The organism is Streptomyces sp. NPDC050528 (genome assembly GCF_044457795.1).
Classification (GTDB): Bacteria; Actinomycetota; Actinomycetes; order Streptomycetales; family Streptomycetaceae; genus Streptomyces.
The window spans coordinates 184075-203848 of the sequence record NZ_JBITHH010000011.1 but is presented as its reverse complement, the minus strand read 5'-3'; the positions used below and the strand labels follow the sequence as shown (position 1 = coordinate 203848).

At 70.4% G+C, this 19774-nt stretch carries 19 protein-coding genes; 12 read left to right on the top strand and 7 right to left on the bottom strand.

What is annotated here, in order from left to right:
- Positions 1–98: 98 nt before the first annotated feature.
- Both ACIBK4_RS34350 and ACIBK4_RS34345 read right to left on the bottom strand, forming a co-directional pair.
- Positions 99–1643, bottom strand: a complete 1545-nt coding sequence (locus ACIBK4_RS34350; protein WP_399001132.1) for a sugar ABC transporter ATP-binding protein — start codon at positions 1641–1643, stop codon at positions 99–101.
- The gene (locus ACIBK4_RS34345) at positions 1630–2727 is read right to left on the bottom strand and encodes a substrate-binding domain-containing protein (RefSeq protein ID WP_399001130.1); all 1098 of its coding nucleotides are present in this window, start codon (positions 2725–2727) and stop codon (positions 1630–1632) included. Before ACIBK4_RS34345 ends, ACIBK4_RS34350 begins: the two co-directional genes overlap by 14 nt.
- Before the next feature lie 560 nt (positions 2728–3287).
- Here ACIBK4_RS34345 and ACIBK4_RS34340 point away from each other — a divergent pair.
- The 3 genes from ACIBK4_RS34340 to mtnB are packed head-to-tail and all read left to right on the top strand — an operon-like array spanning position 3288 to position 5214.
- Complete coding sequence (locus ACIBK4_RS34340) at positions 3288–3887, top strand: acireductone dioxygenase (RefSeq protein WP_043681630.1); 600 nt, start codon at positions 3288–3290, stop codon at positions 3885–3887.
- On the top strand, positions 3884–4609 hold the full coding sequence (mtnC, locus tag ACIBK4_RS34335) for an acireductone synthase (RefSeq protein ID WP_399001128.1): 726 nt from the start codon (positions 3884–3886) through the stop codon (positions 4607–4609). The genes ACIBK4_RS34340 and mtnC overlap by 4 nt, the downstream gene beginning before the upstream one ends.
- On the top strand, positions 4606–5214 hold the full coding sequence (gene mtnB, locus ACIBK4_RS34330) for a methylthioribulose 1-phosphate dehydratase (RefSeq protein WP_399001125.1): 609 nt from the start codon (positions 4606–4608) through the stop codon (positions 5212–5214). Before mtnC ends, mtnB begins: the two co-directional genes overlap by 4 nt.
- Positions 5215–5257: 43 nt before the next feature.
- Here the strand turns inward: mtnB and mtnA are convergent, their stop codons facing one another.
- Entirely contained in the window at positions 5258–6298 is a 1041-nt protein-coding gene (mtnA, locus tag ACIBK4_RS34325) for an S-methyl-5-thioribose-1-phosphate isomerase (protein WP_399001123.1), read from the bottom strand.
- Between the two features lie 309 nt (positions 6299–6607).
- Between mtnA and ACIBK4_RS34320 the strand changes: the two genes are divergently transcribed.
- The 8 genes from ACIBK4_RS34320 to ACIBK4_RS34285 all read left to right on the top strand — a co-directional run bounded on the left by ACIBK4_RS34320 (position 6608) and on the right by ACIBK4_RS34285 (position 15163).
- The gene (locus ACIBK4_RS34320) at positions 6608–7660 is read left to right on the top strand and encodes a BMP family ABC transporter substrate-binding protein (RefSeq protein ID WP_399001120.1); all 1053 of its coding nucleotides are present in this window, start codon (positions 6608–6610) and stop codon (positions 7658–7660) included.
- The gene (locus ACIBK4_RS34315) at positions 7641–9164 is read left to right on the top strand and encodes an ABC transporter ATP-binding protein (protein WP_399001118.1); all 1524 of its coding nucleotides are present in this window, start codon (positions 7641–7643) and stop codon (positions 9162–9164) included. The genes ACIBK4_RS34320 and ACIBK4_RS34315 overlap by 20 nt, the downstream gene beginning before the upstream one ends.
- A 1-nt stretch (position 9165) precedes the next feature.
- Positions 9166–10275, top strand: coding sequence for an ABC transporter permease (locus ACIBK4_RS34310; RefSeq protein WP_399001116.1), 1110 nt, complete (start codon positions 9166–9168; stop codon positions 10273–10275).
- On the top strand, positions 10275–11147 hold the full coding sequence (locus ACIBK4_RS34305; protein WP_399001487.1) for an ABC transporter permease: 873 nt from the start codon (positions 10275–10277) through the stop codon (positions 11145–11147). Before ACIBK4_RS34310 ends, ACIBK4_RS34305 begins: the two co-directional genes overlap by 1 nt.
- Positions 11144–11902: a nucleoside phosphorylase gene (locus ACIBK4_RS34300; RefSeq protein WP_399001114.1), complete on the top strand. Its 759-nt coding sequence runs from the start codon at positions 11144–11146 to the stop codon at positions 11900–11902. The genes ACIBK4_RS34305 and ACIBK4_RS34300 overlap by 4 nt, the downstream gene beginning before the upstream one ends.
- A 5-nt stretch (positions 11903–11907) precedes the next feature.
- Positions 11908–13203 (top strand): amidohydrolase, encoded by a 1296-nt coding sequence (locus ACIBK4_RS34295; protein ID WP_399001485.1) that lies wholly within the window; start codon positions 11908–11910, stop codon positions 13201–13203.
- A gap of 85 nt (positions 13204–13288) precedes the next feature.
- Positions 13289–13960, top strand: coding sequence for a FadR/GntR family transcriptional regulator (locus ACIBK4_RS34290; protein ID WP_366436166.1), 672 nt, complete (start codon positions 13289–13291; stop codon positions 13958–13960).
- Between the two features lie 198 nt (positions 13961–14158).
- Positions 14159–15163 carry a PAC2 family protein gene (locus ACIBK4_RS34285; RefSeq protein WP_399001110.1) on the top strand — a complete coding sequence of 335 codons (1005 nt, stop codon included), beginning with the start codon at positions 14159–14161 and terminating at the stop codon, positions 15161–15163.
- 78 nt (positions 15164–15241) lie between these two features.
- Here the strand turns inward: ACIBK4_RS34285 and mshC are convergent, their stop codons facing one another.
- From mshC to ACIBK4_RS34265, 4 genes are all read right to left on the bottom strand, one after another.
- Entirely contained in the window at positions 15242–16471 is a 1230-nt protein-coding gene (mshC, locus tag ACIBK4_RS34280) for a cysteine--1-D-myo-inosityl 2-amino-2-deoxy-alpha-D-glucopyranoside ligase (protein ID WP_399001108.1), read from the bottom strand.
- Positions 16472–16565: 94 nt separating this feature from the next.
- The gene (locus tag ACIBK4_RS34275; RefSeq protein WP_399001105.1) at positions 16566–17384 is read right to left on the bottom strand and encodes an SCO1664 family protein; all 819 of its coding nucleotides are present in this window, start codon (positions 17382–17384) and stop codon (positions 16566–16568) included.
- Positions 17348–17938, bottom strand: a complete 591-nt coding sequence (locus ACIBK4_RS34270) for a DUF3090 domain-containing protein (RefSeq protein ID WP_033283700.1) — start codon at positions 17936–17938, stop codon at positions 17348–17350. The genes ACIBK4_RS34275 and ACIBK4_RS34270 overlap by 37 nt, the downstream gene beginning before the upstream one ends.
- A gap of 75 nt (positions 17939–18013) precedes the next feature.
- On the bottom strand, positions 18014–18700 hold the full coding sequence (locus ACIBK4_RS34265; RefSeq protein ID WP_399001103.1) for a histidine phosphatase family protein: 687 nt from the start codon (positions 18698–18700) through the stop codon (positions 18014–18016).
- Positions 18701–18762: 62 nt separating this feature from the next.
- Here ACIBK4_RS34265 and corA point away from each other — a divergent pair, with 62 nt between their 5' ends.
- On the top strand, positions 18763–19761 hold the full coding sequence (gene corA / locus ACIBK4_RS34260) for a magnesium/cobalt transporter CorA (protein ID WP_033283698.1): 999 nt from the start codon (positions 18763–18765) through the stop codon (positions 19759–19761).
- Positions 19762–19774 lie beyond the last annotated feature (13 nt).

The window sequence follows — 19774 nt, the reverse complement described above, 5'->3', positions numbered from 1 at the left end:
TGTGAGTGCGGCTGCGTGCGGCGCGGGGCGTGGGGCTTCGCGCGGGGCTTCTCGTGGGGCGGGCATCACACCGGCTCCGCCGAACTGGTCCGCCCCCATCACACGGACGCCGAGATCGTCTGGATCACGCGATCGCGTTCCGCGTCCTCGCCGTACGCGTCGAGATGGACCTCGCCCGCCGCCAGCACGACGACCCGATCGGCGATCTCCAGGACCTCGTCCACATCGGCGGAGAGGACCAGCACAGCCGCGCCTTCCGCGGCCAGCGCTCGCGCCCGGCGGCCGATGTCGCGCCGGGCGCCGATGTCCACGCCTCGGAACGGTTCGTCCAGGATGAGGACGCGGGGGGTCTCGGCGAGCCAGCGGCCGACGACGACCTTCTGCTGGTTGCCGCCGGAGAGCTCCTCCACCGTGCTGTGCTCGTCGCGGGCGACGACCCCGAGCGCGTCGATGGTCTCGCGGCCCAGGGCGTCCTCCCGCCCGGTGTTCACGAGCCCGGCCCGGGACAGGGACTTGAGGAACGGCAGCGAGATGTTCTGGGCCACCGACCAGCCGGGGACGAGCGCGTCGGCGTGGCGGTCCTCGGGGACGAGGTGGACGCCGGCGCGGATCGCGTCGGACGGGCGGCGAGGGGTGTACGGCTTGCCGTCGAGTTCCACCGTGCCGGTGGGGAAGGGCTCGGCGCCGAAGAGGCCGCGGGCCAGTTCGGTCTTGCCGGCGCCCAACAGGCCTACGACACCGGTGACTTCACCGGCGCGGAGGTCGAGGTCGAGAGGTGCGCGGCCTTCGAAGAGGTGGACGCCGTGCAGGGCGAGGACGACGTCGCCATGCTCGCCGCTGCGCTGCGGGCGGGCGCTGGTCGCCTCGTGGGCCTGGGCGAGCATCGCGCGCAGGGCGCTGTCCCAGTCGAAGGGCTTGACCTGGTCGTCGGTGAGACCGCCGTCCCGCAGGACGACCAGGCGGTCGGCGAGCGCGTCGATCTCACCGAGGCGGTGGGAGACGTAGAGGACCGCGATGCCGTCGTCGCGCATCTTCTCGACGAGGGCGAAGAGCCGCTCGGCCTCGGCGGCGGAGAGTGCCGAGGTCGGTTCGTCGAGGATGAGCAGCCGTGGGCGGGTGGCGAGGGCGCGGGCCAGGATCAGCAACTGGCGGTCGGAAATGCCCAGTTCGGTGACGTCGCGGCGCAACACCGCGTCGCTCCAGCCGAGTTCGAGCGCGGCCTGGATCTCGCGGGCGCGGGCCAGGACGCGGCGGCCGTTCAGGAACGGGTTGCCGCGCTTCTGCGCCAGCTCCTCGAAGACCAGGTTCTCGGCGACCGTGAGGCCGGGCACGATGCCCTCGCCGATCCGCTGGTGGACTGTCTGGATGCCCAACTGCCGGGCGGCCGACGGGGATTGGAGAGCTGCGGGCTCCCCTGCGACCCGCACCTCCCCGCCGTGGTCCGTGTGCACGCCCGACAGGATCTTGATCAGCGTGGACTTGCCCGCGCCGTTGGCACCGAGCAGCGCGACCACGCTGCCCGGTGCGATGTCGAGGGAGACGGAGGCCAGTACCGTCCTGCCGCCGAAGGCCATGCTGACGTCGCGGAGCGAGACCGCGGCGTCGACGACCGCCCCCTCAACTCCCGTATCAGTGGGCGACATTGGGGATCCAGTCCGCGGTGCTCACCTTGGAGAGGTTCAGGGCGGGCAGGGCCGCGCGCAGCTGGTCCATGTTCTCGATCTTGTTTTTGCGCAGGAAGTCCTGGGTGATGGCGACGGCCGGGAAGTCGACGGTGGTCTTGTTCAACTGGCCCGCCAACTCAAGGGCCGCCGTACGGACGACGGCCGCGCCGACCGCCGACGGGTCGGTGCCCGCCGTGGCGACCCACGGGCTGTTCGCGGCGGTCATGTTCTGGATGTCGGCGTTGGAGACGTCCGCGCCGAAGACCTTCACCTTGCTCTGGAGCTTCTTGTTCTGCACGGCGAGGACGGTGCCCTTGGCGAGCTCGTCGTAGGGGGCGAACACGCCTGCCACGTCGGAGTGTTGGGTCAGCGCGGCGGAGACCAGGGGAACGTTGTCGGTGGCCGTGGAGTCGGTGACCTTGCCGACCTTGAACTGCTGCTTCCAGCCGTTGGCGTCGACGGCGGTCTTCCAGACGGAGTTGCGCTTGTCGAGGGCCGCGTAGCCGGCGACGTTGACGTAGCCGACCTTGGCGTTCTTGCCGACCGTCTTGGCCATCACGTCGAGAACGGCCTTCGCCATGCTCGCGTCGTCCTGCTCGGTGCTGATGACGGACTTGTTGGTCTGGTCGACGTCGTAGACGACGACCTTGATGCCCTTCTTCACCGCCTGGTCGATCTCGGGCTGGATCGTCGAGGGGAAGCCGTGGTCGACGATGATCGCCTGCGCGCCGGAGTTGATCGCCGAGGACAGGTCGGTGGCCTGCTTGGCGTTGTCGGCCTGCGCGTCGTACACGGTCAGGTCGATGCCGAGCGCCTTGGCCTGCGCCTTCGCGCCGTTGCCCCACTGCTCGAAGTAGTCACCGGCGCCGCTCTGCCGCACGAGCGCCACCTTGACCGTGCCCTTGCTGAAGGGGGCCGGCCTCTTGCCCGTGGCGGCCGAGGCCGAGGCGGCCGTGTCGTCGCTGCTCTTCGAGGCGTCCGTGGACTGCGAGCAGCCCGCCAGGAGGAGGGCGGAGACGGAGGCCAGCGAGAGCGCGGCGAGGGGGACGCGGGTACGGGACATCAGGGGCTCCAGGTGCAGGGATACGCAGGGTGGTGCGGAGGGGGTGAAGGAAGGGAGTGCTTGACCCGGAGCCGGGGACGAGAACGCGCCACCGTACGCATAGTGGACAGGCGGCAGGCGCCCCGTGAGATGGGGGCGCGGCGGGCTCCGGGTGTGGTCAGCGACAGCTGGCTGTGGTCGACCGGAGCAAGTCCACGTACAGCCGCCGCACGAGCAGCAGCGTCTTCATAAGGAGATCATGAGAATGTTTTCGGCCATTGGTCAAAGGGATGGAAGCGGTTTCTCAAAGGGTGAGACAACGACTACGTCACACCCGGTCCGTTCACCGGCGGCGGTTACCATCACGGGACCGGCTCCCGACCCGGCACAGTGAGGCCCCGATGACGACACCCCGCGCGACGACACCGCCCATGAGCTGCACGCGGTGCTGTCCCGACGCACGGTGTCCGGGCTGACCGGCTGTCCGCCGCCGTCGCTCGCCGCCCCGACTTCTCCTCCCCCACCCGTCCGGTGCTCGTCCCAGCATCCGGACATCCCTCCCACTTTTCGGAGTTGTTCCCATGACGCTGCTCACCACCTGGTCCGAGTCCGGCCCCGAGACCCTCGTGCGCCGTACCGCCGACCCCGTCGAGATCGCCGCCGCGCTCGCCCCCATCGGCGTCCGCTACGAGCAGTGGCCGATCCGCGAGGACGTCCCGGCCGACGCCGACAGCGACACCGTCTTCGCCGCCTACGGCCCGGAGATCGACAAGCTGAACGCCGAGGAGGGCTTCACCACCGTCGACGTCCTCGGCCTGCACCCCAGCGACGACCCGGAGTACCCGGCGAAGGCGGCCGGCGCCCGCGCGAAGTTCCTCCAGGAGCACACGCACGACGACGATGACGAGGTCCGCTTCTTCGTCTCCGGCTCCGGCATCTTCTACCTGCACGTGGGCGGCGAAGTGCACGCCGTCTACTGCGAGAAGGGCGACCTGCTGGGCGTGCCGCGCGGCACCACCCACTGGTTCGACATGGGCACCAAGCCCGCCTTCACCGCGATCCGCTTCTTCCACGAGGAGGACGGCTGGGTCGGCAACTTCACCGGCTCGACCATCGCCTCGCGCTTCCCCGACTACGACACGATCGACGCGGGCTACCAGCAGGACAAGGCCGCCGCGTGACCTTGCAGTTCACCGTGGACGCCGTGGTGCTCGACATCGAGGGCACCACGAGCGCCACGGGTTTCGTCGTCGACGTCCTGTACCCGTACTCGCGCTCGCGCTTCGCCGACCTCCTCACCGACCGGGCCGACGACCCCACCGTGGCCCGCGCGATCGCGCAGGTCCGCGAGCTGACGGACACCCCGGACGCCGACGCCGTACAGATCGAGAAAACCCTCAACTCCTGGCTGGACGAGGACCGCAAGGCCACGCCCCTCAAGACCCTCCAGGGCATCATCTGGTCCGAGGGCTTCGCCCGCGGCGACCTCGTCTCGCACTTCTACGACGACGTCGTACCGGCCCTGCGCGCCTGGCACTCGGCGGGCCTGCGGCTGTACGTCTACTCGTCCGGCTCGGTCGCCGCGCAGCGCGCGTGGTTCGCCTCCACCCCGGAGGGCGACCTCCTGCCGCTGGTCTCCGGGCTCTACGACACGGAGAACGCCGGTCCCAAGCAGGAGCCGGAGTCGTACCGCCGTATCGCGGAGGCGACCGGTGTCGAGCCGTCCCGGCTGCTCTTCCTCTCCGACCGGCCCGGCGAGCTGGACGCGGCCGTGTCCGCGGGGTGGCACGCGGTGGGGGTACGGCGGCCGGGCGAACCGTATTTCGAGCAAGGCGTCGGCGACCACGCGCAGGCGGGGGCGTTCGACGAGATCGGCATCACCAGTTCAAGGAGCACCACGTGAGCAGCGAGATCAGTGACCTCGACCTGAAGGAGGCGGGGGCTCAACTCGCCGCCGAATCCGCCCGGTTCGCCTCGTTCGGCTGGATGAGGGGGACCTCCGGCAACTTGTCGGTGGTCGTGGGCCGGGATCCCCTGCTGCTGGCGGTGACTGCTAGTGGGCACGACAAGGGTGAACTGACGCCTGCGGATGTGGTGTTGGTGGACGGGAACGGTGCGGCCGTCCGGGGTGGCAGGCCCTCCGCCGAGGCCGAACTGCACGCCCGCGTCGCCGCGTTGACCGGTGCGGGTGCGGTGGTCCACGTGCACACCGTGGCGTCCGTCGCGATGGGGCGGCGCGAGCCGGGCGGGATCGTGTTCAAGGACGTCGAGATGCTCAAGGGTGTGGGGCAGCCCGCGCACGATGTCGAGGTGCCCCTGCCCGTCATCGCCAACAGCCAGGACATGAAGGTGCTGGGCGATCGCCTGGAGGCGGCCCGGGATCCTCGGATGCCGGCGGTGGTCGTGGCCGGGCACGGGTTGTATGTGTGGGGTGCGGATGCGCGGCAGGCGCGGCATCACACCGAAGTAGTGGAGTGGCTGCTGGAGTTGGAGCTCACGCAGCGCTGATCCGAGAGTCGAGGGGACCCCTGTTTGCAGGGGTCCCTTTCTGCTACTTCAGCCGGTCACCGGGGAGTTCACCGGCCGAGACCTCCAACACGCCCCGCTCCGTGACCAGTCCGGTCACCAGGCGGCCCGGTGTCACATCGAAGGCGGGGTTGTGGCCGCGCGACTCGGCGGGAGCCGTGCGCACTCCCGACCACTCCAACACCTCGGCCTCGCCCCGGAGTTCGATGTGGATCTCGTCGCCGGTCTTGGTGGAGAGGTCGACCGTGGTTGTCGGGGCCGCCACCAGGAACGGGATACCCGCGTCGGCGCAGGCCAGCGCGACGCCCACCGTGCCTACCTTGTTCGCGGTGTCGCCGTTGGCCGCGATGCGGTCCGCGCCGACGATCGCCGCGTCGACCTCGCCGCGCAGGATGGTGCCGGCGGCTGCGCCGTCGGCCTGGACGTAGTGCGGGATGCCTTCCTGGACCAACTCCCAAGCCGTCAGGCGTGATCCCTGGAGCAGGGGGCGGGTCTCGTCGGCGTAGACGACCTCCACCAGGCCGCGCGCGTGGAGTTCGCGGATGACGCCGAGTGCGGTGCCCCAGCCGGCCGTCGCCAGCGCGCCCGTGTTGCAGTGCGTCAGGAGCCTCAACGGGCGGTCCACGCCAGCCTGTTGGAGCCTTTCGACCAGCCAGTCCGCACCGAACACGCCCATCGCGCGGTTGCCCGCGACGTCCTCGCGCTGGACTGCGGCGGCCTCTTCCAGCACTGCGTCCAGGCCCTCCTCGAAACGGGTCATGACCCGGTCCACGCCTGCCATGAGGTTGACCGCGGTGGGGCGGGCCTCGCGGACGCGGGCTATGGCCGCGCGCGTCTCGGCCTCGGTCCAGCCCTTGCGCTCGCCCTCGATGAGCGCGATCGCCACGCCGTACGCGCCGGCCGCGCCGATCGCGGGGGCGCCGCGCACCACGAGGCGCTGGATCGCGTCGACCAGGGTGTCCACATCGTGGACAGTCATCGTCTCATTGCGGTGCGGGAGCAGGGTCTGGTCGATAAGTGCGAGACCGGTGCCGGTCCAGTCGACCGCGCGCAATTCCTGGGACATAACGGGACACTCCTGCTGTTCCGATGGTGTCGGACACCGTACATGACCTGGAAGAACCACAGTTCGAGACAGTCGAGCGGGTGTCTCAAAACGAATGTTAAAGTCCAGCACCCGCAGCCCGAAGGCCGAGACGAAGGAGGACGTGTGCTGCTCACCATGCGCCGTTTCCTCGATCACGGCCGCTGCGCGAGCGACTGCTGTCGACGCTGACCTGTCCCTCTCGCGTCCACCCCTCGTCTCCTCCCGTCTCACCATCTGGTCGCACGCGCTCCCGCCGGAGCGCGCCTTGCCGTACCCCGGAAGGTCCCCATGCTCCGCAGATCACGTCGCACCCTGCAGCTCGTCGCCGCCACCACGCTCATGGTCACCGCCGCCACCGCCTGCAACGCCGCCGCGAAGACCGACGCCTCGGACAGCGCGAGCGGTGGCAGCGGTAAGTCGTTCACGCTGGTCACGCCGGACGCGGTCGGGCAGAACGAGTTCCTGAAGCTCGCCGTCACCGGCGTGAAGGCCGCCGCGAAGACGCACGACGGGACCGAGAAGGTCTACGAGTCGACGGACACCGCGTCCCAGCAGCAGAACGTGCAGGCCGCCGTGGACGCGAGCCCGAGCGTCATCGTGCTGGTCGGCTTCGAGTTCGCGGACCTCGTGGCGCAGCAGGCGAAGGCGCACCCGAAGCAGCAGTTCCTGATGATCGACGCGTGCACGACGAAGACCTTCAAGAACGTCACGTGCGCGGTGTTCCGTGAGCACGAGGGTGTCTATCTCGCGGGCGCCGAGGCCGGGTTGCTCAGCAAGAGCGGCAAGGTCGGCGCGGTGGACGTGCTCGACACGCCTCAATTCCGGCGCTACAGCGACCCGTTCGCGGCCGGTGCCAAGAAGGTCGCCGCCAAGACGTCCGCGTCGACGCGCTTCGTCGGCGGCCAGTCCCCGTTCGACGACTCGGCGCGCGCCAAGGAGCAGGCCAACTCCCTTCTGTCGAAGGGCACCGACCAGATCATGGCGGCCGCCGCGGCCGGCAACTACGGCGTCTTCGAGGCCGCGAAGGCCAAGGGCGCGTTCGCGTACGGCGTCGACGTCAACCAGTGCGTCTCCTCCCCCGGCACCGTCGTCGACAACGTGATCAAGAAGACTGACGTCGCCGTGGAGAAGGGCGTCGAGCAGGTCCTCGCGGGCAAGACGGGCACCTCGGTGTCGTACGGCCTGAAGGAGGGCGGCATCAGCCTCACCGGTCTGGAGGCAGGCGTCGACTCGTCGAAGTGCGTGATCGCCCAGCACAAGGACGTCCTCACGAAGGTGAAGGCGCTGCGCGACCAGATCGTCTCCGGAAAGCTCAAGGTCGATGACCCGGCCGCCAGTTGACCCAGCGGTCGAGCTGCGGGGAATCACCAAACGGTTCCCCGGCACGCTCGCCAACGACAACGTCGACCTGACCGTCGGCCGCGGCGAGATCCACGCCCTCATGGGCGAGAACGGCGCCGGCAAGTCCACCCTCATGTCGATCCTCTACGGCATGGAGCGCGCCGACGCGGGCTCCATCCGGATCGACGGGCGCGAGGTGACCTTCGGCGACCCGAGCGCCGCCATGGCCGCCGGGCTCGGCATGGTCCACCAGAGCTTCAAGCTGTTCGACTCGCTGACGGTCGCCGAGAATGTCGTCTACGCCGCCGAGCCGCGCCGTTTCGGCCTGGTGGACCGGGCCGCCGCCCGCCGCCGGGTACGTGAGCTGGCGGAGGAGCACGGGCTCGCCGTCGATCCGGACGCCCGGGTCGGCGAGCTGCCGGTCGGGCTGCGCCAGCGCGTGGAGATCCTGAAGCTGCTGCACCGGGGCGCCCGTACCCTCATCCTCGACGAGCCGACCGCCGTGCTCACTCCGGCCGAGGCGGATGCCCTGTTCGCGGTCCTCAAGTCGCTGGCCGCGCAGGGTCGTACGGTGATCCTTGTCACCCACAAGCTGCGCGAGGTCCTCGAAGGCAGCGACAACGTGACCGTCCTGCGGGACGGCCGAGTCGTCGCTCGCCTGGTCACCGCGGACACCTCCGCCGACGAGATCGCCGCCGCGATGACCGGCCGCGCGGTGGAGCTGGACCGCGTGCACGCGCCGGGTACCGCCGGTGACGTGGTGCTGGACGTGACCGACCTCACCACGGACTCCGTCCACGGAGTGGGACTCACCGTCCACGCCGGGGAGATCGTCGGCATCGCGGGCGTCGCCGGAAATGGACAGAGCGAACTGATCGAGGCGCTGGCCGGGCTACGGCCGGTCACCTCCGGACAGGTCGGTCTCAAGGGCCGGGACATCACCCACGCCTCGGCCACCGAGCGCCGTGCGCAGGGTCTCGCCTACGTCCCGGAGGACCGGCACGCGGTCGGTACGGCACCGGCGGCCTCCGTCGCGGACAACCTCGCGATGGGGCACCACCGAACATCCCTGTCCAGCAAGGGACTTCTGCCGCCCGCATCCGTACGTGCCCACGCCGGGCGGCTGATCGAGCGCTTCGGTATCAAGGCGGCCACCCCGGAGGTGCCGGCTTCCGCGCTGTCCGGCGGCAATCTGCAGAAGCTGCTGATCGGCCGCGAACTCGCCCATGACGCACCGCTGTTGCTCGTCGAGCAGCCCACGCGCGGGGTCGACATCGGCGCCATCCAGAACATCCACGACCAGATCGTCGCCTACCGCGACGCCGGTCACGCCGTCCTCCTCGTCTCCGCCGAACTGAGCGAGATCCGGGGCCTCGCGGACCGCGTCCTCGTCATGTACGAGGGCCGGGTCACCGCGACGTACACGAAGGACGAGGCCGACGAACGGGCGCTGGGGCTCGCCATGGCGGGCGGGACCGTAGCGCCGACGGAGGTCGTCGACTGACATGACGCACACTCATATACCGCGCATCTCAGGGGTGTTGCGCTCCCCCATCACCTTCTCCGTGCTCGCGGGCCTGGTCATCGGCGCCCTGTTCCTCGTCGGCACCGGCGCGGACCCGATCACGGCGTACGGCGCCGTCCTCACCGGCTCGCTCGGCGCGGACGGCATCGGTTCCACGCTGAGCACCGGCACCAGCGTGCTCGGCATGGCGCTCGCGCTGGCGATCCCGTTGCGGGCCGGGCTGATCAACCTCGGCGGCGACGGACAGATGGTCCTCGGCGGCATCACGGCAGCCGTGACCGGTCTGTACTCGCCGCTGCCCGCCCCGCTCACCGTCGTCCTGGCGCTGCTCGCGGGCATGGCAGCAGGCGCCGCCTACGCCGCCCTGGCCGCCCTGTGCGAGAACAGCCTCGGTGTCCCCCTGCTCGTCAGCAGCCTGCTGCTGAGCTACCCGGCGGTCTCGCTCGCCTCCTACCTCGCGCGCTACCCGCTCAAGGAACCCGGCTCCAGCCTCCCCCAGACCCGCGCGATGCCCGACGGCGTGGCACTGCCCGCGTTCGGCGACTCGACGGTCACCGTCGGGCTCATCCTGGTGGTCCTCGCGGCAGCCGCCTACTGGTTCACCGACAAGCGCACGGCGTTCGGCTACGAGATCCGCATGACCGGCCTCAACTCCCGCTTCGCCGCCTACGCGGGCGTCGAACGCCGGGGCCTGACCCTCAAGTTGATGTCCGTCTCCGGCGCACTGGCCGGACTCGTGGGCGCCATCGGGGTGTTGAGCTTCCCGTACCGCTTCGTCGACGGCTCGCTCACCGCACCCGGCTACACCTGGACGGGACTTACAGCCGCTCTGCTCGCCGCCGCAGCGCCGCTCGGCACGGTCGTCGCCTCCTTCTTCTTCGCCGTCCTCGCGGTCGGCGGCCTGGCGATGGAGCGGACGACCGAGGTGCCGCGCGAGCTGACACAGGTGCTCCAGGCCATCGTGATCGTGTTCCTGGCGGCCCGACTGCGCTTCCCCGGTGGGTGGTTCAGGAGACGCGCTCAGGAAGACCCGCACGAGGGCTCTCAGGAAGCCTCTCCGGAAACCTCTCAGAAGATCGGGGCCGCGTGATGTTCTTCGACTCCGATCTGCTGATGTCGGCGCTGCGCGCGCTGACCCCGATCCTGCTGGCCGCGCTCGGCGGTGCCCTGTGCGAGCGTGCGGGCGTCTTCAACATCGGCCTCGAAGGCATGATGTTGATGGGCTGCTTCACGTCGGTGGCCACGAGCTGGTTCACGGGCAGCGCCTGGCTCGGCGTCCTCGCCGCCGCCCTCGCGGCAGCCGCGTATTCGTTGATCCTGGCCGTGGGCGCGGTAACTCTGCGCGGGGACGCGGTCGTTCTCGGAATCGCCATGAATCTCCTGGCAGTTGGCCTGACCAGCTTCCTGCTGCGTACGGTCTTCGGTGTGCAGGGCACTTTCGACGATCCGTCACTTGCCGGGCTGCCGTTGGTCGGTGGCTTCACCCCGCTCGCGTATCTGGCGTTCGTCGCGGTCGCGGTGGCCGCGCTGATGCTGTCCCGGCATATGTGGGGGCTGCGGCTGCGCGGGGTTGGCGAGGCACCGGACGCGGCGGCCACGCTCGGGGTGAGCCCGGCGAAGTACAAGTACGCGGCGGTGCTGATCTCCGGAGTCCTGTGCGGGCTCGCGGGGGCTCAACTCGCACTCGGCAACGTCACGTTGTTCTCCGAGAACATGACGGCGGGCCGGGGCTGGATCGCGGTCGTCGCGGTGATGCTCGGCCGCGCGGCACCCGTCGGCGTGCTGCTCGCCGCGCTGCTCTTCGGTCTCGCCGAGGCCGCCGGCTTCCGCCTCCAGGGCGTCGGCCTGCCCCAACAGGCCACGGATGCCGCGCCGTACGTCGTGACGCTCGTCGCCCTCTTCCTCTCGACGGCCCGCCGCCGTCGCCGTACCGCCAACTCCCCTTCCGGAGCCACCACATGACGCAGGACCTGCTGCCCATCACCCGCATTCCTCGCACCGGGCTTCCCGTGCACGCGGTCGTCGTCGGCGACCCGGCGCGCGCCGCCGCCGTCGCCGCGCTGCTGGACGGTGCCGAGGAGGTGTCGTACCACCGCGAATACCGTGTGTTCAGCGGGAGTTGGAAGGGTCTGCCGGTCACCGTCGCCTCGCACGGAGTGGGCGGACCGGGCGCGATCCTGCTGTTCCAGGAGCTGGCGGACGCGGGCGTCCGCACCTTCCTGCGCTTCGGCACGGCGGGCGCGATGAAGCCCGGCATCGGCGACGGCGACCTCGTCATCGCGGAGGCGGCCGTACGCGACGACGGCGTCACCCAGCAACTCCTCCCCCCGGAGTACCCGGCCGTCTCCTCCCCCGAGGCCGTCTTCGCCCTCCAGCGCGCGGCCCGCGAGGCCGAAGCCCCGCACCACCGCGGCATCGTCTGGACCCGAGCGGCCTTCCAGCCGGGCCTTCTCCCTCTCTTCTCCTACGACGGCGCCGGGCTCGCGGCGATCGAGATGGAGCTGTCGGCGCTGCTGGTGACGGCCTCGCTGCGCGGTCTTGTCGCGGGCGGGGTGCTGGTCATCGACGGTGCCAACGCCGATGAACTCGTCGACGCGGAGACCACCGGCGGGTACGACCCGCACCGGGAGGTCGTCGCGGCCGGGGTCGAGCGCGGGGCGATCGTCTCCCTGGAGGCGCTCCGACTGCTCGCCGAGGGCGAGGAGTTGACGGCGTGAGCACCTTGAACATCGACCTGTTGGTGCACGGCGGCGACGTCCTCACCGTCGACGAGGCCGGAACGGTCGTACGGGACGGGGCAGTTGCCGTCCACGAGGGCGAGATCGTCGCCGTAGGACCGGCCGCGGAGCTGACAACTCGGTTCACAGCGGCGGAGTCCATTGACGCGTCGGGCTGTCTCGTCCTGCCCGGACTCATCAACACGCACACCCACCTCGCGATGACGCTGCTGCGCGGTCGCGCCGACGACGTCACTCTCCAGGGCTTCCTGGAGCGGGTGTTGAAGTGGGAGGCCGAGCTGCTGACGCCGAAGAACGTGGCGGCGGCGGTGCGGCTCGCGGTGGCCGAGAGCGTGCGGGCCGGGGTGACCTCGGCGCTGGACATGTACTGGTTCCACGAGGCGGCCGAGCAGGCGGCGCGCGAGACGGGCTGGCGACTGCACACCGGGCCCACCTTCATGGACGTACCGGAACCGCCGGACCGTCTCGCCTACGAGGACCGACTCGACTGGGCGCGGCGGGACTTGGTGGCCCGGGGTGAGGCACGCCCCGGTCTGCGACCGGTCCTGTTCGCGCACTCGACCTACACCCTCGCCCCCGACCAGCTCGTCGACATCGCCGCCCTGGCACGGGAGTTCGGCGCGCTGCTGCACATCCACGCGGCGGAGAACCCGACCGAGGTCGCCACCGTCGAGGTCAAGTACGGCAAGCGGCCTGTGGAGTTGCTCGACTCGCTCGGGCTGCTCGGTCCCGATCTGCTGCTCGCGCACGCCGTGGACCTGACCGGCCCGGAGATCGCGGCACTGGCCCGCACCGGAACGTCGGTCGCCCACTGCCCCGTCTCCAACCTGAAGTTGGGGTGTGGCATCGCGCCGGTGCCACGGCTGTTGAGCGCGGGCGTGACCGTCGGGCTGGGCACGGACGGTGCCGTCAGCTCCAACACGCTGGACGTGCTGGGCGCCGTACGGCAGGCCGCCCTCGTGCACAAGGCGGGCGGTGACCCGACCGCGGTCGGTGCCGAACAGGCCGTACGGATGGCGACGATCGAGGGTGCGCGGGCGCTGGGCCTGGGTGAGCACCTGGGTTCGCTGGAGGCCGGGAAGCGGGCCGATCTCGTCGTACTCGATCTCGACGCGCCGCATCTGCGGCCGCTGCACGACCCATGGTCGACGCTCGCGTACGCGGCGCACTCGGCGGACGTACGGGACACGGTGGTGGACGGCCGGGTGCTGATGCGGAACCGGACACTCTGCACGCTGGACGAGGAAGCGGTGCTCGCGGAGCTCGAAGCACTTGTCTGAGCTGTGGATTTCCCTCCCGTTCAGCCTGCTGAACCCGCATAATGCACCTGATACATCGGACGTCTGAGCAAGAGAGAGGCCGATCATGGCAGTCACCGATGAGGCGATCGAGAAAATCAAGGGAATGATCGTCTCCGGCGCGCTGCGTCCCGGGGACCGGCTGCCCAAGGAGAGCGAACTCGCGGCCGAACTGGGCCTGTCCCGCAACTCCCTGCGGGAGGCCGTGCGCGCCCTGTCACTGATCCGCATCCTGGACGTGCGGCAGGGCGACGGTACGTACGTCACGAGCCTCGATCCCCAACTCCTGCTGGAGGCACTGAGTTTCGTCGTCGACTTCCACCGCGACGACACGGTCCTCGAATTCCTGTCCGTACGGCGGATCCTGGAGCCGGCGGCCACGGGGATGGCGGCACTGCGGATCAGCGAGCAGCAACTGGACGCGCTCTCCGCCCAGTTGGACGCGCTGGGCGGCGCCCCTTCGGTGGAGGAACTGGTCGCGTGCGACCTGGAGTTCCACCGGGGCATCGTGCAGAGTTCCGGCAACTCGGTGCTGTGCTCGCTTCTCGACGGTCTGTCCGGGCCCACCACGCGGGCCCGGATCTGGCGCGGGCTGACCCAGGAGGACGCGGTCAGCCGCACGCTGCACGAGCACCGGGCGATCCTGGGCGCGCTGCGCGACCGGGACGCGGAGGCGGCGCGGTCGTGGGCGACGGTGCACATCGCGAGCGTGGAGCAGTGGCTGCGTTCGACCCTGTGATCGAGTGATCCGCCCCGCTGATCCATCGGAGGAGTGACCGGCCGGGACGGGTCCGCACAGGATGGCGATCTTGTGTGTTCGACCGTCCCGGACGGGGCAGGCATGGGTTCACTCCCCCGTGCAAGGGGGCTGCGGGCGCCCCCGTCGGACGCCGTAAGGTTGGGGCGTACGTGAGGGCAGATCGGAAGGAGGCGCTGGGTGATCGAGCTGGAGGGGGTTCCCGAGCTGATCGACCCAGTGATGGTGGCCGCGTTCGAGGGCTGGAACGACGCCGGCGACGCCGCCTCCACCGCGGTCGCGCACTTGGACAGAGAGTGGAAGGGCGAGGTGTTCGCGGCGCTGGACGCCGAGGACTACTACGACTTCCAGGTCAACCGGCCCACGGTGTGGATGGACGCCGGCGTGCGAAAGATCACCTGGCCGACAACACGCCTCTCGGTGGTCCGGGTCGGCGGCGAGAAGCCGCGTGATCTCGTGCTCGTCCGAGGCATCGAACCGTCGATGCGCTGGCGCTCGTTCTGCAACGAACTGCTGGGCTTCGCCCACGAGTTGGGCGTGGAGCTGGTGGTGATCCTGGGCGCGCTGCTCGGTGACACCCCGCACACGCGTCCGGTGCCGATCAGCGGGACCACGTCGGACGCGGACCTGGCGCAGCGGATGGACCTGGAGGAGACCAAGTACGAGGGTCCCACCGGGATCGTCGGCATCCTCCAGGAGGCGTGCACGCACGCGGGCGTACCGGCCGTGTCGCTGTGGGCGGCGGTGCCGCACTACGTGTCGCAACCGCCCAACCCGAAGGCCACCCTGGCGCTGCTCAACCGCCTGGAGGACCTGATCGACGTGCGCATCCCGCTGGGCGAGCTGCCCGAGGACGCGCGCGCCTGGCAGGTCGGCGTGGACCAGCTGGCCGCCGAGGACAGCGAGGTCGCCGAGTACGTGCAGACGCTGGAGGAGGCCCGCGACACCGCGGAGCTGCCTGAGGCGTCGGGCGAGGCGATCGCGCGTGAGTTCGAACGCTATCTGCGGCGGCGGGACGGCGGTGGCAACCCGCCGCCCGGTGGTCACGCCACGGCGGACGGCAGCGACAGCGCGTCGTATCTGCGGGACAACCCCGGCCGTACGAAGCCGACGAGACCCGCGAAGCCGGACACGGAGCCGGAGCCGGATGCCGACGCGGACGAAGAAGACTCCTCCGAGGAGTGAGTCCGCCGGTCAACAGGGTGTGAGACAGGGGCGGTTCCTCCCGGGTGGGAGGAACCGCCCCTGTTCTGTGGGCTGTTGCTAGAGGGCCACGCCCAACAGGGCGTCCACGGCACGGGACACGACGCCTGGGGCGCCCTCGTCGCTGCCGCCCCGGTCCCGCTGGAGAGCCGCCCAGCGGTCGACCGCGGCGAGCGCGGCCGGGGCGTCCAGGTCGTTCGCGAGGGCTTCGCGCATCTCCTCGACGACCGTGACGGCGGAGGGGCCGTCGGGCCGGGAGACGGCGGCACGCCAGCGTCCGAGCCGGGCGACCGCGTCCGCGAGCACCCCGTCGGTCCACTCCCAGTCGGAGCGGTAGTGGTGGGCGAGCAGGGCGAGCCGGATGGCGGCCGGGTCGACGCCGTCGCGGCGCAGCGCGGAGACGAAGACGAGGTTGCCCCGGGACTTCGACATCTTCTCGCCGTCGAGACCGACCATGCCGGCGTGGACGTAGGCCTTGGCCATCGGGAACTCGCCGGTCAGCACCTGGGCGTGCGAGGCGCCCATCTCGTGGTGCGGGAAGGCGAGGTCGGAGCCGCCGCCCTGCACGTCGAAGCCCATGCCGAGGTGGTCGAGGGCGATCGCGACACACTCGATGTGCCAGCCGGGGCGCCCGCGGCCCAACGAGCCGCCGTCCCAGCTCGGTTCGCCCTCGCGGGCGGCCATCCAGAGCATCGGGTCGAGCGGGTTCTTCTTGCCGGGGCGGTCCGGGTCGCCGCCGCGCTCGGCGGAGAGCAGGCGCATGGCGGCCGCGTCGAGGTTCGAGACCTTGCCGAAGTTGGGGTCGGACCCGACGGAGAAGTAGGTGTCGCCTTCGAGTTCGTAGGCGGCACCGGCGTCCCTGAGGCGCTCCACGAGCGGCACGATGCCGGGTATCGCCTCGACCGCGCCGATGTACTGCTTCGGGGGCAGCATGCGCAGGGCGGTCATGTCCTCGCGGAAGAGCGCCGTCTCCTGCTCGGCGAGGGCCACCCAGTCGACGCCGTCGCGCACGGCGCGCTCCAGGAGCGGGTCGTCGACGTCGGTCACGTTCTGGACGTAGTGAACCTGCCGCTTGGTGTCGAGCCACACGCGCTGCACGAGGTCGAACGCGTTGTAGGTCGCCGCGTGTCCCATATGGGTGGCGTCGTACGGCGTGATGCCGCAGACGTAGATACGGGCGACGGGACCGGTGTCGGGGGTGACCAGACCGCCGGTCGCGGTGTCGTGGATCCGGAGGTCGCGGCCCTTGCCGGGAAGGGCGGGGACCTCAGAAGCGGGCCAGGCATACATGTCATGAGCGTAACCGGACGGATGATCCGTTTACGAACCGGACCAGGCCGGATGACCGGTAAGGCACTCTTGCGCGACCGTGACCGCCGTGCTGCTACACCGGCGGCCACGGAATGGCCGGCCATTCCCCGCTCGGCTCGGGATGCTTCCCGTCCGCGAGCAACGCGTCGACACGCGCGCGTGTGGCATCGAGTTCTACGTCGGTGATGAGCTCGGCGAGCTTCGCGGCGAGCCCTCCGCCGTCGCTCAGCGCCTCCCTGAGCGCCTGGAGGACGTCGATCGCCTCCGGAGTGAGCGGCTCGCCCGCCCAGCCCCACAGGAGGGTGCGCAGCTTGTTCTCGGCGTTGAAGGTGACGCCGTGGTCGATGCCGTAGAGGCGCCCCTCGTCGGCGGGCAGCAGATGGCCGCCCTTGCGGTCGGCGTTGTTGATGACGGCGTCGAGGACGGCGAGCCGGCGCAGCCGCTCGTCGTCGGCGTGCACCAGGAGGGCGGTTTTCCCCTCGCCGACCTCGGCGAGGCCGATGGCCTTCCAGCCCTCCTCGGGCTCCTCGGCGTCGACCAGGGCGAGCAGTTCGGACTCGGCCGCGGTCTCGATCCACAGCTGGCACATGCCCTCGCCGTACGGGCCGTCGCGCAGCACGGTGGTCGGCACGAGGCCCCAGCCGGTCGCCTCGGAGACCTCGTAGGCGGCGACCTCCCGCTGGGCGAGGTTCCCGTCGGGGAAGTCCCACAGGGGGCGCTCCCCGGCGACGGGTTTGTATACGCAGGACGCCTCGCGGCCCTCGTACGTCACGGAGCAGAACAGCACCGCGTTCGAGGCCTCGCGGATGCGTCCGCGTACCTTCAGCTCACCCTTGGACAACAGCTCGGCCGTGGTCACGCTCCGCGGCGGTATCCGTTCTGGCGCGGACATACGTGTCCTTCCGGGTCGAGCGGGAGGCTGCACAGCGGGCAGGGCGGCCGGCCGGCGTTGACGACGTCCAGGGCCCGCTTGGCGAAGGCGCGGGCCTGGGCTCCGGTGAGGCGGACCCGCAGCATCGGGGGGCCGTTCTCCTCGTCCTGGAGGAGGCGCTCCTCGGCCTCGGCGAGGTCCTCGTCGGTGTCGGCGTCGAGTTCGACGAGGGCCTGCGCCTCGACGATCATGCGCTGCTCCTCACCGTCCCAGGCGAGCGCCATGGTGCCGACGCGGAACTCCTCCTCGACGGGGGTCTCCAGCGGGCGGGTGTCGGAGATCTCGGTGGGGGTGACGGCCGGGACGGCGGCGCTGCCGCCACTGCGCCGTACGACCTCGTCCAGAAGCTCGTCCATGCGCTCGGCGAGCGCGGCGACCTGCGTCTTCTCCAGGGCCACGCTGGTCACCCGAGGACCGGAGGCGGCCTGGAGGAAGAACGTACGGCGCCCGGGCAGTCCGACCGTGCCGGCTACGAAGCGGTCCGGCGGGTCGTAGAGGAACACCTGACGGGACACGTCCTGTCTCCATTGGAATCGACTGCTGACAAGTGCGGCGCTACTGCGACCGCTTCACCCTACTGCGGCCGACGATCACGGTGCGCCCGCGCCGCCCCCGACCGTGGCCTGGTCGCCCGGGGGCTCCTCCCGCGGCGCCAGGGACGCGAGATCACCCGTGTCCCCGAGCCGTACGAGAAAAGGCCTGAGACGGGTGTAACGGATCGCGGTGATGGAACACGGTTCTACAGAGATCCGCTGGAAGAGGTCGAGATGAAGTCCGAGTGCGTCCGCGACAAGGGACTTGATGATGTCGCCGTGCGAGCACATGAGGTAGACGGCGTCGGCGCCGTGATCGCGCTCCACGCGCGCGTTCCACTCGCGTACGGCCTCGGCCGCGCGGGTCTGCATCGCGCGCATCGACTCGCCGCCGGGGAACGCGGCCGACGAGGGGTGCGACTGGACGACCTCCATCAGGGGCTCGTCCATCAGCTCGGCCAGCTTGCGGCCGGACCAGTCCCCGTAGTGGCACTCCCCGATCCGCTCCTCGGTGTGCAGCCGCAGGTCGGGGCGGGCGTCGAGGAGGGGCTGGAGGGTCTCCTGGCAGCGTTGCAGCGGGCTGGCGACGACCTCGGCGATCGGCAGCGCGGCGAGCCGTCCGGGGAGCGCGGCGGCCTGGGCGTTGCCCCGCTCGTCGAGCGCGACTCCGGGCGTCCAGCCGGCGAGCACTCCCCCGGTGTTGGCGGTCGAACGTCCGTGCCGGACAAGGATCAACGTGGGCATGGGGCCAAGGGTAGGCGCACGTGCGGGTGCGTCTTCGGCGGGACGGCAGGAGAATACGCACCGTGATCGTGGACTACGCCATCTACCGTGACGGACGCCGGACGGAGGGCCCCGGCGACTTCTCCGACGGCCTGGACCACTGTCGTCGGGTGGGCGGCGCCTTCGTCTGGATCGGCCTCTACGAGCCCACGGAGAAGGAGTTCGACAAGGTCACCGAGGAGTTCGGGCTGCACCCGCTGGCCGTCGAGGACGCCCTCACCGCGCATCAACGCCCCAAGCTGGAGGTCTACGACGACTCGCTGTTCGTGGTCCTCAAGCCGGTCGGCTACGAGGCGGACGACGACGTCGTCACCTCCGGCGAGGTCATGGTCTTCGTGGGCGACTCCTTCGTAGTGACCGTCCGGCACGGCATGGAGGCCCCTCTGGCGGCCGTACGGCACCGTCTTGAGGAGGAGCCGGAGATGCTGCGGCACGGGCCGACGGCGGTGCTGTATTCGATCGCGGACGCGGTGGTCGACCACTACGTGGACGTGGCGGGCGAGTTGCAGACCGACCTGGAGGAGCTGGAGGCGGCGGTGTTCTCGCCGACCGGCGGCGGCTCGCGGACCACGGCCTCGCGGATCTACACCTTCAAGCGGCAGATCCTGGAGTTCCGCCGGGCCACCGGGCCGCTGGCGATGCCACTGGCCCGGCTCGCGGGCGTCGGTCTCGCCGGGGACCGGGTGCCGTTCGTGAACGACAAGTCGCGGCCGTTCTTCCGTGATGTCAACGACCACCTGATGAAGGTCAACGAGTCCGTGGAGGGCCTGGACCGGCTGGTCTCGGACGTCCTGTCGGCGCACCTCGCGCAGACCAGCGTCCGGCAGAACGACGACATGCGGAAGATCTCCGGCTGGGCCGCCATGGCCGCCGTCCCCACGATGATCGCGGGGATCTACGGCATGAACTTCGACCACATGCCCGAGCTGCACTGGCTGTGGGGGTACCCGGCGGTGATCCTGCTGATGGCCGCCCTGGAGGTGCTGCTGTACCGGACGTTCAAGCGGCGCGGCTGGCTGTAGAGCGCTTCCTGGA

What these genes read in the sequence shown, in the direction of transcription:
- ACIBK4_RS34345 (WP_399001130.1), bottom strand. Translation starts at nt 2,727, where the DNA reads ATGTCCCGTACCCGCGTCCCCCTCGCCGCGCTCTCGCTGGCCTCCGTC.
- ACIBK4_RS34320 (WP_399001120.1), top strand. Translation starts at nt 6,608, where the DNA reads ATGCTCCGCAGATCACGTCGCACCCTGCAGCTCGTCGCCGCCACCACG.
- ACIBK4_RS34310 (WP_399001116.1), top strand. Translation starts at nt 9,166, where the DNA reads ATGACGCACACTCATATACCGCGCATCTCAGGGGTGTTGCGCTCCCCC.
- ACIBK4_RS34340 (WP_043681630.1), top strand. Translation starts at nt 3,288, where the DNA reads ATGACGCTGCTCACCACCTGGTCCGAGTCCGGCCCCGAGACCCTCGTG.
- ACIBK4_RS34350 (WP_399001132.1), bottom strand. Translation starts at nt 1,643, where the DNA reads ATGTCGCCCACTGATACGGGAGTTGAGGGGGCGGTCGTCGACGCCGCG.
- ACIBK4_RS34275 (WP_399001105.1), bottom strand. Translation starts at nt 17,384, where the DNA reads ATGTCCGCGCCAGAACGGATACCGCCGCGGAGCGTGACCACGGCCGAG.
- mtnA (WP_399001123.1), bottom strand. Translation starts at nt 6,298, where the DNA reads ATGTCCCAGGAATTGCGCGCGGTCGACTGGACCGGCACCGGTCTCGCA.
- mshC (WP_399001108.1), bottom strand. Translation starts at nt 16,471, where the DNA reads ATGTATGCCTGGCCCGCTTCTGAGGTCCCCGCCCTTCCCGGCAAGGGC.
- ACIBK4_RS34315 (WP_399001118.1), top strand. Translation starts at nt 7,641, where the DNA reads ATGACCCGGCCGCCAGTTGACCCAGCGGTCGAGCTGCGGGGAATCACC.
- ACIBK4_RS34290 (WP_366436166.1), top strand. Translation starts at nt 13,289, where the DNA reads ATGGCAGTCACCGATGAGGCGATCGAGAAAATCAAGGGAATGATCGTC.
- ACIBK4_RS34300 (WP_399001114.1), top strand. Translation starts at nt 11,144, where the DNA reads ATGACGCAGGACCTGCTGCCCATCACCCGCATTCCTCGCACCGGGCTT.
- ACIBK4_RS34265 (WP_399001103.1), bottom strand. Translation starts at nt 18,700, where the DNA reads ATGCCCACGTTGATCCTTGTCCGGCACGGACGTTCGACCGCCAACACC.
- ACIBK4_RS34305 (WP_399001487.1), top strand. Translation starts at nt 10,275, where the DNA reads ATGTTCTTCGACTCCGATCTGCTGATGTCGGCGCTGCGCGCGCTGACC.